General features: G+C 34.0%; 6 protein-coding genes. All 6 read right to left on the bottom strand.

Annotated elements, in window-relative coordinates:
* Positions 1–113: 113 nt before the first annotated feature.
* A complete protein-coding gene (locus MPR_RS05310) occupies positions 114–3,062 on the bottom strand; it encodes a S9 family peptidase (protein WP_041889968.1) in 2,949 nt (982 codons plus the stop codon).
* Between the two features lie 59 nt (positions 3,063–3,121).
* Positions 3,122–4,777, bottom strand: coding sequence for a fatty acid--CoA ligase (locus MPR_RS05305; protein ID WP_041889965.1), 1,656 nt, complete (start codon positions 4,775–4,777; stop codon positions 3,122–3,124).
* 178 nt (positions 4,778–4,955) lie between these two features.
* Complete coding sequence (locus MPR_RS05300) at positions 4,956–5,288, bottom strand: hypothetical protein (protein WP_041889963.1); 333 nt, start codon at positions 5,286–5,288, stop codon at positions 4,956–4,958.
* 137 nt (positions 5,289–5,425) lie between these two features.
* The gene (locus tag MPR_RS05295) at positions 5,426–6,835 is read right to left on the bottom strand and encodes a sigma-54-dependent transcriptional regulator (protein ID WP_041889961.1); all 1,410 of its coding nucleotides are present in this window, start codon (positions 6,833–6,835) and stop codon (positions 5,426–5,428) included.
* A gap of 413 nt (positions 6,836–7,248) precedes the next feature.
* Positions 7,249–9,558 (bottom strand): translocation and assembly module lipoprotein TamL, encoded by a 2,310-nt coding sequence (tamL, locus tag MPR_RS05290; protein ID WP_041889958.1) that lies wholly within the window; start codon positions 9,556–9,558, stop codon positions 7,249–7,251.
* Positions 9,539–14,617 (bottom strand): translocation/assembly module TamB domain-containing protein, encoded by a 5,079-nt coding sequence (locus tag MPR_RS05285; protein ID WP_041889955.1) that lies wholly within the window; start codon positions 14,615–14,617, stop codon positions 9,539–9,541. Before MPR_RS05285 ends, tamL begins: the two co-directional genes overlap by 20 nt.
* Between the last annotated feature and the right edge of the window lie 100 nt (positions 14,618–14,717).

Below are 14,717 nucleotides of genomic sequence, written 5' to 3'. Positions count from 1 at the left end.
GCTGTCTTTTTTCATTTCACTCTATTCATTTATTTCATTTTAAGTAAATTAGCATAAACAAAGAAGGGCTATTCTGTGAAGAATAGCCCTTCTTTGTTCTTATCTATTTTAGATTATTTCACTTGATCTTCTGTTAGATCAAATCCCCAATCTTTTCCTTTCATTGTAGCAGGAACTCCTTTTACCATCCAAACTGGTGCTTTACCATCTTTTAAGTAGTAATCGAAGAATTGTTGTTGACGTACTTGAATATCTTTTCTATTTTGACGTTTCATCAAGTTGTGCTCATCTCCATTATAGTTTAACATCCAAGCTGGTTTTCCTAAACGTCTTAATGCCATAAACATTTCTATACCTTGATACCATGGCACTGCCCCATCGTTATCATTATGCATAATCACCACTGGTGTTTTTACATATGGCATTCTAAATAATGGTGAGTTTTCAATATATAAGTCATGTCCTTCCCAAAGTGTTTTTCCTATTCTACTTTGTGTTTTTTCGTATTGGAATTGGCGACTCATTCCACTTTGCCAACGGATACCTCCATAAGCTGATGTCATATTCGCTACTGGAGCTCCTGACCATGCAGCTGCGTACATATCTGTTACTGTAATTAAATGAGCAACTTGGTATCCTCCCCAACTTTGTCCTTGGATAGCAATTTTATCAGCATTAACCCATTTATTTTGCTTTAAATACTCTACTCCTGAGTTGATATATTCTTCTGCTGATTTACCTGGATGTCCATCTACATAACTAACATCTGGAGTAAATACTAAATAACCATTACTCACAAAATATGAAATATTTAAACGAGATGGTGTTGGTGCTGGAGCTTCATATCGATGCAAGTTATCTGATAACTTCTCATAGAAGTATACAATCATTGGATATTTTTTATTTGCATCAAAATCTTCAGGTTTAAATAATACTCCTGTTGACTCATATCCTTTAGGCGTAGTCCAATGTACTAACTCTGCAGTTCCCCAATTGTACTCTTTTTGTTGTGGATTAATATCGCTTAATTGAGTAGCTGATACTAAGTCATTCGTAACATAAAGATTCATTGACTCTGTAAAAGAACCTTTTAAATAACCATATACATTAGCATCCTTCGCTTTAAACAAAGAACTATAACCACTATATGGTTGCATTAATATTTCTTTAGGTGCTTTTGTACTTTTTATTTCTGTAGTAAAGAATCCTGCATCTTTTGTTTGTTCATTGAATGCTGCTAAGATTACTTGTTCAGTTCTATTGAATGAACGTTTTTCATCATCTAACTTTAATACATCAAAAGCAATATTATTTTGACGTCCATATCCATTAGTAACCATTCTAGGAGCTTTATTACTACTCAAATAAAATTCCCAAATATCAAAACGGTCTCTAATTAAAACTGACTCGTCGTTATCTGTCCATGCTTGGATTCCATAAGAAGAAGCATTGTCAGGCATATCAAAAGTCTCATCAGCAAAAGATACAGTTAAACCTTTATTTAAGTGTTTTGTAATCTTTGTTTTAACATCATAAGCATACCAATTACCTTCTTCACTATTGTAGTATACTACAGCTGTTCCTTTTGGTGATATGCGAGCTGAACCTGGTAAGTCAGCAACTACCTCTACTTCTTTACCTGTATTTACATCTACAATGTAGTAAGAAGAAACTCCTGAGATATTCCACTGTCTTTCTACTCTTCTTCCAAAGTCTGAAGAATTAAACACAATATTAGCATTTCCTTCATCTACTAATTGACTTCCATTGATTTTTTCATCAGCTAAAGCAACAAGTTTATTTCTATCTTTAAGGTTAATAGTAGCTAAAAAACTTCTCTTTAAGTCCTTATCTAGATTCACCAACTGTTGAGGCTGAATATAATCTTCATTATAATGCCAAATATCTACTACTGCATGATCTTCTGCTATAAGTGTAGTATCTTTAGCAATAGGTTGTGGTGCAATACCTAGATACAATCTTCCTCCATTCTTACTAAAACGAGGTTTGTTATTTTCTGAAACAACCCAATCTTTAGGCATTCCTTTAGTTGTATTAGATGCTAATACTGTAGCGCCTGTCACAAGATTAGTATAGTATAAGTCATACTTCTTTACTAATACCTTCTCCTCATCATTCGTTCCAATAAATACTAATTGCTTACCATTCTCATCAAAAGAGAACTGAGAATACTTACCTGTCCCTTCTAAAATTGTTTTGACTGCTTTTGTTTTCAAATCAACTACAAATACTCCGAAAGGCCCTTTTGCTTTCTCTTCTTTAGTAGTTTCGTCTTTTGTATCTGCTACTTCTTTAGTTTCCTCAGTCTTAGTCTCGTCTTTTTTATCGTCCTTTTTCTTTGCATTAGGATCTTTTGTAACAAAAACCAAGTACTGTCCTAAATCATCAAAGTAATAATCTGTTACATTCTCATAAGAGATTTTCTCTCCAGTTACTAGATTTTCAAATACTAATTCTAAAGGAGCATCTTTGTCTGCTTTTTTAGCAGGTTTCTTTACCTCTTTTTTGTCTTTTGACTTTGCAGTATCTTTAGCTGGCTCTAATAAATATGCTAGGTAATCCCCTTTCTTTTCTGGTACTTTAAAAGACTTAATATCAGATTTCTTAACTAAAGCTCCTGTCTTTAAATTATATATTCCTAAAGAATCTTTTGCTATCTCATCCTCTTTTTTCTTCTTCGTTCTTACTGCTTTTAAATCAGCGTAAGTAGGGCGAATAGAAAAAACAGAGAAATTAGACGTCCCTGTAAATACAGTTTTCTCTCCTCTTGGAACTACAAGTTTTTTAGTTTTTTTAGCTGTCTCTATATATAGAGTTTTATCTCCTTCCTGTGGATTCACTTGATATAAGATCCAGTCTCCATTATTAGAAAAAGTTTTTGTTCCAATAGATTGCCACCCATCGTAAACAGAATGGTCTAAAGGCTTTTTTTGTGCTTGGGTAGTCAAACTCCCCAAAACAAAAAGACCTAACCCTAACTGCTTCCAAAAGTAACTAGGATTAGATCTTTTTGTAGGTTTTGTTGTTGGCGTTAATTTCATATTACGTTAGTTAATTTACGGATTGGAAGTTACCGCAAATTTAGTACTTGACCAAACAACTATCCTAATTGGTTTAACTCATGTAATTCTCTTATACGTTTCTTACTGATTTTACCTACACTTGTTTTAGGAATATTATCTACAAATACAAAGCGATCAGGTATAGCCCATTTATTGATAACTTGCTTATCAACATACTTTTGCATATGCTCTACTAGGTCTTTTTCTGTAATCTCTACTCCTACTTTCGCTACCACTAATGCGAAAGGACGTTCACCCCATTTATCATCAGGAATCCCAATAACTGCGGCATCTACCACACCTGGATAACTACTTATCATCTCTTCTAAAGCGAGTGAAGACATCCATTCACCTCCCGTTTTAATCACATCCTTAGAACGGTCTACTATTTTCACATCATTATTCTCATCAATCCAAGCTATATCTCCAGTATGCAAGTACCCTCCTTCCCACAGCTCTTCACTCTTCTTTTTGTCTTTATAATATCCCATGGTAAGATAAGGTGCTCTTACTACTATTTCTCCTAGTGTTTTACCATCTTTAGGTACTTCTACTCCATCCTCATCTATTACTTTTAAATCTACTAACAATGCAGCTCTACCCGTCCTTGTTCTAATATCTAATTGAGACTCTAGATCGTTTTGAATAGTCTCTAATGATAAATAAGAAGTTGTTAATAATGGGCAAGTTTCAGACATTCCATATCCCGTTACTACTGATATACCTCTTTCCATAGCTCTTCTTGCTAATGGTTTACTCAAAGCTGAACCTCCTATTAATACACTCCAATTTGAAAGATCAATATCACTGGCAGCAGGGCTAGTCAAAAGCATATTTAATATCGTAGGCACACAATGTGATATCGTTGGTTTCTCTTTTCTAAAGATCTCTAAGAAACTCTGAGGTTCAAACCTACCAATATACACTTGTTTTAAACTTAATGCAGTCGCTACATAAGGAAGCCCCCAAGCGTGGACATGGAACATTGGTGTTAAAGGTAAATACACATCTTTTGATGTAATTTTAAACCCTTCATTCATCAGAGATAACACACTCATCTCTACCATAGTGTGTAGTACTAACTGGCGATGCGTGAAATATACTGCTTTTGGATCCCCTGTAGTTCCTGTTGTATAAAATAAAGTAGCTACTGCTTCTTCAGAAAAATCAAGAAAACTATACTCTTTAGAAGAAGAACTAACTAAGTCATCAAAGTATCCTTTTATATTTAAAGTGGTCTTAACTTCATTAGTATGATCACGAATAATGATAATCTGTTTAACTGTTGTCATTTTATCCTTAATCGATTCTACTATTGGTAAAAAATCCTCATGTACAACTAATACCTCATCTTCAGCATGATTGATGGTATAAAGCATTTGTTCTGGAGCTAAGCGCCAATTAATCGTATGCAATACATTCCCTGAAATAGGAACTGCAAAATAATTCATTAAGTAGCGATGACTATCATAATCTATAACACCTACAACACTCCCACCTTCTAAACCTAATTCTTGATATACATTACACAACTGCTTCACTCTACTATATAATTCATAATAGTTGAAACGCTCTTGATTCTTATAAACTATTTCATGTTTAGGATTCACACGAAGCGAATTCTCTAATAAGTCTTTTATCAGTAGCTGATAGGCATGTGCATTATTTGCCGATTCTATTGTTTTTATTTTCATTTGATTATTTTTTGTTGGTTTACTACAAGATAGTAAAAAAGTTTTAAAACTTATCTTACCAACTAATTATCAAACCTATATGATAATAAAAACCTATTCTTATAACATCACAACTAAGCATAAAAAAGCCTGTAAACATTTATATTTACAGGCTTTTTTAAAAATATATCATAATTCCTTAACTTCTCAATGATGCTATGAACTCTTCCACATCCGCATCAAATGTAGTTTCTTGAATCAATTCAAGAGATAAGGTTGTCATCTTTTTAAAATGTGTTTTAGAAAAACTTCTTCCTCCAAAACTCTCTCTACAGAAATCTCCTATAATACCAAACACTCCATTTACCTCGTCTAAAGTAACTTCTTTCTGTTCTGCATATCTTCCTCTTAATACTGCAGCCCCTACATAAGCTCCTATCTTCACAACTAAGTCTGTATCTAAAATTCCCTTTTTATCGGCTAAATAAAATAACTCATCTAAATTATGATGTATTAGCGTTTTTATATCCATATTCTCTACTTCTCTTATTTTAAGCAAAGGTAAAAATAAAAGTAGAGATATACTTATACTTTCAGTATGAACTACTTTACATTAAACCCATAATTGAATAAAAAAAGGTGTTGAATCACCTTCAACACCTTTTAATTTTATAATTCGATATTATACAATTTCATTTTATTGTACAATGTCTTTCTATCTATTCCTAATACCTGTGCAGCCTTAGTTTTATTAAACTTAACTTTTTCTAGTGCAGTACGAATAGCTTGTTCTTCATTTCTAGAAGAGAATAACTTGAGATCATCCTCTACTGTTTCACTACTCACATTCGCTTTAATCACTTCTGATTTTGGCACTAAAATCTCTTGTGGTAGTACATCTTTTTCTATAATCTCTCCACGAGTTAAAAGAACTGATCTTTTAATGATATTCTTCATTTCTCTTAAGTTCCCTGGCCAATCATAAGTTAAAAAGATACATTCTACTTCAGAAGAGAATTTCTTTACTTTTTTCTCAAGTTCAATATTAGACTCATTTAAGAAATGCATTGCGAACATTAATATATCTGCGCCTCTATCCGCTAATCTAGGTGCTACAATACCAAACTCATTTAATCGATGATATAAATCTTCTCTAAACTCTCCTTCTCTTACAGCTTTTGGCAGATCTTCATTTGTTGCAGCAATAACTCTTATATCTACGTCTATTTCGTTACTACTCCCTACAGGTTTTACTTTTCTTTCTTGAAGCGCTCTTAGTAATTGTACCTGTACTTCATAAGATAAGTTACCTACCTCATCTAAGAATATCGTACCGCCATTAGCAGCCTCAAAGTGTCCTACCTTATCCGTAACAGCCCCTGTAAAAGAACCTTTAATATGCCCGAAGAACTCACTAGAAGCCAAATCCTTAGGGATTGCACCACAATCTACTGCAATATAAGGCTTATCCTTACGCTTACTTTTTAAGTGAATAGAATGTGCTATATTTTCTTTACCTGTACCACTATCTCCAATAATCAAAACAGACATATTAGTAGGTGCTACTAAATCAATGTACTCGTGTAACTGCTTAGACACATTACTTTCTCCTCTTACATAATCTAGCTCTATATTATTCTCGTCTGTATCTTCTACATCTTTTACCACCGTAGCCTTAGCTTTCGATTTTAAAGGTTCACCACTTTCCACACTAGCTTTTCTTTCGAGAGCTTGTTTAATTGTCAAAAGTATTTCATCTGGATTTATTGGCTTTGCTACATAATCAAATGCCCCTAACTTCATTGCATTCACAGCTGTTTTAATTTCAGTATACCCTGTCATTAAAATAACTTGTGAAGTTCTACATTTTGATTTTATATATTTAAGTAATTCTAAACCATTACTATCAGGTAGTCTAACATCTGTAAGGACAATATCATAGCACTCGTTATCAATACACTGTTCTGCTTCTGTACTACTAAATGCATTAGAAACCGTATACCCTTTTTTAGATAAAAAAGTTTTTAGCATTTCGCAGAAAGGAACATCATCATCTATAACCAGAATCTTGTGACTCATATTTTTATTTTTTATGTGCTAAATGCAAATTTAAACTTTTTATTATTCATTACCAATGTAGACCAAAAATTAACGGCTATAAACAGCAAAAGGGAGCATGAGCTCCCTGTTTGCTTGAAGATTTCTCTTCTTCACCTTACTAACGATCTAACTTGTTATCTCTCGATAACATAACTTTTAAATAAACACTTAAATTTTCTTTTTCAAAAGCAGGAAGTTTTTCAACTTCTTTACTTTTTTTATAACACCTTACTGTAATAGTATATATACAAAACCATGCCAAATCCAACAGACATAAGAGCTAAACACATATCTGTTTTAAATTCAACACATTATGCGAATTATAAAAAAACTCCCCAACTTTCCACAATAGGAAAAGGTGGGGAGTTTTTTGTGTATTGTTTCCACACATATTAGAAAGGATACCCAATAGCGAAGTTAAACATTAGATTGTCTTTTCGCCATCTACTACTTCCAAAATTAATATCATCTATTACCCAACGCTCGCCAGATGCATGATATGGCACGCGCAATGGAAAAGCAAAATCAAAACGAAGAACTAAGAATGTTACATCAAATCGCAACCCTGCTCCTGCTCCAATTGCTAACTCATTTAAAAAGTCTCCACTGAACTTACCTCCAGGTCGATCTGATACATCATTTAGATTCCAAATATTTCCTGCATCAACAAACAATGCACCATGAACAATGCTGAATAGTTTTTTTCGGTACTCTAAGTTCATTTCTAATAACATATCTCCTGATTGATCTGGTATAAACTTAGCATTGTTAATCTCTGGATTAAATGAACCTGGTCCTAAAGTACGTGCTCTAAACGCTCTAATACTGTTTGATCCTCCTACATAAAACTGCTTTGTATAAGGCATCTGTTTAGAGTTACCATAAGCTACCCCTATACCAGCGTGTATTCTACTTACTAACTGTGAAGTTTTACTTAGTCTTAAGTAATGTCTAAAGTCGTGTTCTGTTTTTATATATTGACTAAATGGAACTCCTATCAAACTTTTTTCCTTATCCTTATCCACATTAGCCCCCATTAATAAACCTGTGATATTAGCAGACAAATCTAATCCTCCACGATAGTATATTGTCCCTTTTTTAAACTTCTTACTAGTATTTGTATAAGTATAGGTATAAGTAGGTCCAAAAGTCAATTGCTTATCTAATACCCTCTCCAGTGATGGGTTCCCCTCTGCATACTCTTTATAATAATCTGTAACATGCCCAGGTTTTACATAGTTAATATCAAATACTTTCAAATCATGCTCTCTAAAAGCACTCTCTTTCCATAGATACCCCCAAGAAGCTTTAAAAGACTGCAATGAATACAATTGGCTACGTTCTAAATATTCTCCCCCAAGAATAGCACGTGTCTTAGGGATATAAGCACTAGTCGATTGTAGATTAAATGGAGAGATAATCTTAGGCCAAGTCAGACTAGTCTCAAGACCTACCTTATATACATTATATCCATTATTAGCTGATGACATCTGGAAGTCTGCTCCACCATAAGCTGACACAGAAAACACCTCAGCCCCTCTCATAAAGTTCTTATTACTCCAGTTCAGATTTAACTCTGCTCCATTATAACTCGCAGAATTCATCTTTCCTAACAACTCAAGTCTAATAGCCTTAGGGTTATCAGGAGTTAAGAAATAATAAGCGTTTAATTTATGATTTAAACTATCTGATATCTCAAACTGATTCTTCACAAATTTAAAAACACCTAAACTCACCAATCTATTTAGAGATAAGTTATGATCATTTCTATTATATGTATCTCCATGTTTTAAGTGAATCGCTCTATCATAAATAGAAGGTTTAAACTTTCCTTTAGGATCTACTATTTTAAAATCTTTATACACTTGTGCAGAATCAAGAGCCTGCATATAATTCGTATCAGACAAAACATAATCTGAAAATATATAGATATTATCTATCGTATAAGGCTCTAGTGCTAACTTAGGGGTATTCTCTTTGATCTTTAATGCCAAGTCTACCTGATGATGTCCTACACTACTATCTACCTGTACTAGTAAATTATCAGCACTGAAGTAATAATATCCCTTATTCTTCAGATAATTATCAAATCTAGTACGTTCATCTTTAATAACATCTAAGTCATAAGCTCTACCCTTTTTTAATCTTGTATAAGGCATAGCTTGAGACAATACTTGCTTGATACCTGTAGAATCTTTGGCAAAGGTAAACTCACGTATTTTATATTGGTCACCAGGGATTACAGTATACTCTACTCCTTTCTTTTTTGCACTTGGTCGAAGCGTATCATAAGTCACATCTACGTTGAAGTACCCTTGATTCTCTAATCGATTAGATAGAATAGCTTTATTATTCTCCATGTCTACTTGATCGAATAATACAGGTGGTTCACCTAACTTATTTCGCATCCATCGACGCATTTTATTACTCTTTTCTGGATCTCCTGCTAGGTTATAAAAAAACAATTTAGGATGCATACCTAACAGTGTAGCATTAGGGATAGGACGTAATAACCCATGTAACTCATCGTTCATCTCAGACTTTTGAGACTTAGACAATGAATCACTGTTAATCACTATTTTTCCTCCAGAATACAGATACTCATCTTCTGCCAAATGACGAGTTGTATTACATGAGAATATAAATAATAGTCCAAGACATCCCGCTAATCCATTATATATTTTACTCTGCTTTAGCTTCATCTCTTAATTGCTTTTTTAATTGTCTTTTATCTTTACTACGTTCAAATAATTCGCGGAATCTCTCATAACTCATCGTTATTATAAATCCGACTCCTGTCTCTACGATTTGACCCTGAAGAGCTACTTCATAGCGGTTCTTTCTATACACTTTCATTAAGTATCTACCGTCTTTTGACAGTGCATACTCTAATTCAATATCTCCTGCTATATTAGCTGCTTGTTCATTCTGACGGGCATTCCCTTCTACTTCGAAGCTACTTCCTACTGTTACTTTTAATCGATCAGAGAATAAGCGTTTTGACACTGCCACATTTAAGTCTGTTCTATTCTCTTTGCTTCCAGAAGAATAATCTTCTGACGATTCTAAGTTGAAGTTAAGCTCTACACCTGCGATTAAGTTACCAGCCAAATTATTCAACTGATCTGATAGTAATCTACTCACACTCTGTCTAGCCATTGACCCTGCACTCATTCCTCCTGCACTACTCTCAAAAGGATTCTCACCTATAAATCTGTTTAGTAACAGTAACGCAAATACTTGTTTATTTAGTTCAGACTCATTCTGTCTTAACTGTTCTAACTTCGTCTTCGTATTGCTTAGCACATCTCCAGATACACTTGTAATTCCTTCTTTTAACTGCACATCAAAAGATATTTCAGGCTTCAGTAGCTCTCCTTCCATCTTTAATAATGCTTGGAATGGTATCTTCTGCTTATACATATTTTGCTGTGTAGGCGATAGACTGCTTAGCTGATTTCCTAATAGATCTATTGGAGCAGTCTTCGTCTCATAGATAGCTGTCAAGTTTAGATTTGCATCAGTTGGATCACCTGCCCAAACAATATAACTTCCTTTCTGAATCTCAAACTTTCTCTTCATCATATTAAATGACAAATCATAAGAACCTTGAGAGAATTCATATCGTCCAGATAACGTTACTTTACCAGATGGGTCAATACCTCCCACTAAGTCTGCTTCTCCTTTTAGAATGATCTTATCTCCACTTGATTTATCCATAATCATCGTAAAGCTAGCTTCTTTATCTACTTTAATCGAAACAGAAACATCTAATCCTTTAAGTGCTGAGTTATTAAAATCCTCTTCATACTTCTGCATTTCAGCCAATTGTAAACTGTGCTGATCTACGAACTCCACAATACCTTCTCTATCTGCTATACTAGGGTCTTCCTGTGGTAATACAAACGAGAAATCTGTCTTCTTACCAACCTCTATTCCTCCAGTAACAATAGGTTTATTTAAATCCCCTTTAATCTTAATATCGCTGTCAAAAACCAGTTTACCATAATACATCTCATTATCTTTAGATGTAGAATTCACTGCTTTAAAATCAACTGCCTTAATACTTAGATTAAAAGCAAAATCTTGATATGACTTAGTAAGTACCTGACCATCTACCACTAGTATATTTCCATCTGTATCTGTGATACTAAACTTATCTAACTCTATCCCTCTGTTTGTAAAAGAAATCTTTTCGTTAATCTTTCTGAAATCAGCATTTAAATCATTCACATGGAAACCTATATCATTAAAGTTCATCGCTCCTAATATTTTAGGGTCTGTAAACTTTCCTCCTATTTTCAGATCACCTGAGAAGAATCCTTCTGCCTTAGACAACTGATCTTTTGCAAAATATTCTATCGCTGCCATTTGGAACTTAGCCAAATTCACATTCATATTCATCTCTTGAGTATCCGCATCAGCCCATCCGTCGATAGATATCTTATTCTCTCCTCCTTGTAAGGTAATATCGGTTATAAACTTACTAGCACTCTCATTCTTCACGCCAACATGTAAGTCACCTAACCCTATCTCCATCACCTGTAACTTAGAAATATCAATATCTGATATAAATCTAAAGTCTGTTGCTAAATCTTTTAAATATACCTCACCATCAATAAACCCACTAGCCAATAGAACATCTTTCTTAACCATCTTAGTCAACATCTCAATGCTAAAATCATTAAACAATATTCTCATTGGGCTATTCGCTACTTCATCCTTAGACTCTATAACTAAGGCACTATCGTCGTGTGATAATTTAAAGTCTTTCACATAAAACCCTTCTGGTTTTAGCACAAATCTATTCTCTGGTTCCACCACCCACTTTTGATAGTCTAGTATAAAACCATCTGGATATAACCTCGCTATCATATCTCCATCCTCAGCACGAACATCCCCAGCGATAAGATAACACACCGCATCTGACTTATCTTTTAGACTCAAATTATAACTAATCGTATTATCTTTTATACCACCTGCTAATGATACTCTTCTAAGTGCCACACTAGCATTCGCTACCCTTTCTACAGACAGCCCATAAGTTAATGCGTCATTGACAGGTTTTAATTCTATAGCGATATTATTAATCTCATTTTCACCGTAGATTATTAGCGGAATCAATCCTTTTAAACTAATATAATCAGTACTCGCATCATACTTACCCGATACCTCTATTGGTTTTAATTCTTTTAGATCAGGTACCACAGAGTGAATAACAGGACTTTCCTTAACCAAAAGTTTATAAGTAAAGTAGTTTTTATCTTGTTCCTTTTCCTCTGCTCCATTTTGATCAATTACAGTCTTTTTAGCAATTTCTTTTTTAGGCTCTTCTGTTGCATAATAGACAGCCACTGTCTTCATTAGCGCATCTGCTAGTTGAGTAATTTTATACTCTCCTTGCATATTGAAATCTACCAATTCAGACGTCAGACCTAATGATTTATGAGTATCCTTACTCGTAGCAACTATCTCTATTGGCTGAAGTTTATATGCTCTAGAAGCAGACATATAAGACAGTCCTTTTAAAGCCACTGTACCATCTAGATCATCAGGCATAATATTAGCCAACTTCCCTTCTATAGTACCTTTAAAGCTAGCCGGAGCTTCTTCTATACTTAATTTATATAAATCAATATTTTTAAAATCAGCCAATAAGTCTAAGCTAATTCCCTTATCCGTCCACAGCCCACTAGCATCTAATGCAAAGTTTAGATTAGGATCATTGTTAATAGAATGAATAGTATATTTTCCGTCTTCAATAGCTCCATCTAACTCAATATTGTTATAACTATACCCACTGTATTCAGCCTTTACAACATTGATATTTCCTTTTGCGTTTATATTCTTAGGGTCTAGTCCTATCCCACTTACAGAAGCAGACATAGATAGCGTACCGATAGAGTCATTCTTTAAGATTTGACCTAATTTTAGTTCAGCGATATTTGCTATTAAAGAATACTTCTCTTTCCCTTTTATGCGTTGATCGAAGAATACTTTTACATCTGCATTACCAGAAGTCGTTTTAAGGGCTAATTGAGACTGTATCGCCTTCATCCCTCCCTTTACATTACCTGATAGTGATAAGTGCGAAGGAATCTCTATATTCGTTGGCAGCACGCCTTTTGGAGCGATGCTGAAGATATCCTTAGCAGAAGTCTGAAATTTATTCAGTTTTAAATCTACTATCGCTTTTTCAGGAGTAGTTGCTCCTTTTATATTCCCAATCACATTGATAGTTGTAGACTGTAATCCTGTCAATAAAAACTGTTCAATAGACAAATCTCCTACTACACCTTTTGCTTTAATGTCTACAGCTAAATTTTTATTCGTTAAACTTGTTAATCCAGCTTCTTCAAAAATAGTAGGCATAGCTAGATATACATCTCTTAATCCTAGATGAGACTCTTTGATTAGAACATCCACTGAAGTATCCTCTAAATGCTCTGACAACTTATTCACATCTTTATAATTCAATGTTACGTTAGCGTCAAACTTAGAGTTAGGGGTTTCTAAAATGAAGTCTTTAATGAAAGTAGTTTGATCACCGTATAGAAAATAAGTTTTGAATTTATCTACTTGCAACCCGCTCTTTTCTTTAAAAGAAAAACCTTCTAAATTTCCTCTGATCACATTAGGAGAAAACTGAAAATCTTTTAAATCAAAATTAATATCTGTAAAAGCGATATGATTAGGGTCTAACCCAAAAGTCAATGCTTTAAAGTTATCGTTGTCAAACTTGACATCAATAGAGTTTAGAGCAAATTCTTTTATACCCAGTTTCCATGGAGCAGACTCTTCCACCACAGGAGTATTTTCCTCTTCTTTTACAGGCTCTGCAGCCTTAATAGCTGTAGGAAATAAATGAACTACAGCCTTGGTATCATCTAATCGGATCTCTTTTAAATCTATCTGTTGATTCTTTAAATCAATTTGCTCAAATGTAGTTTTAAAAGCTCCTAACGCCAGATTAGCATATAACTTGCTCTCCTTATCCTCAAAGACGATATTACTATCTGTCCACTCTATAGTACCTAAATCTACTATAGGCATCGCAGAAGTATTCGACTCTTCTTCTTTTGGCTCTACAACTAACTGTGCTGCCTCAATAGAAGCCTGAGAAGGCAATTCTTTTTTATAATTTAAGTCTATTCCTGCAATCGCAATCTTAGGAATAGCAAATTTCATCTCCTCTAAATCAAATTGTTTAAAACGCGTAATAAATCTCTTTAATCCAAACGAAACGTGATGACCATCATAATCATCATTGTACTTTACCTGGATATCGCTAAGGCTTATCTCACCTACATCTATAGCCATAGAGCTACTGTCCTCTTTATCCTCCTCTTCATCTGAAGCGAAGGCTTCGATGATATAATCAAAGTTAAAGCGTCCTAGACTATCGCGTTTAATATCTGTCTTTAGTCCATCTAACTGAACACTATTGACATTTACAGAGCTTTTCAGCAGGGCAAATAAGCTAATATCTACACCTAGATAATTAGTATACAACAGAGTATCCTTCTGCTGAGACTCAACATAAAGATTCTTAACTACTATTTTTTTAGGAAAGGCAATCTCTATCCTATCTAAGGACACAGGAGTACCTATTTTATCCTGTACAAAGGTGATGGCAAAATCCTTCACCTTATTTTGGACAGCAGGTATCTGTATCGCAACGATAAGAAGTAGTAATATTAGAAATAAACTAAGTAAGAACCAGCCTAGTATCTTACCTATTTTAATTGTTATCTTCTTCAAAACAAATTTTTTATACAAAAATAACAAAAATCGTACCCACCCAACAACGATATTCAAAGTAAAAGGAAAAAACTTTAGGGCAAAAAAAAAATCTCCAACA

The organism is Myroides profundi (assembly GCF_000833025.1).
Lineage (GTDB): Bacteria > Bacteroidota > Bacteroidia > Flavobacteriales > Flavobacteriaceae > Flavobacterium > Flavobacterium profundi_A.
This window is presented reverse-complemented; position numbering and strand designations above follow the sequence as displayed.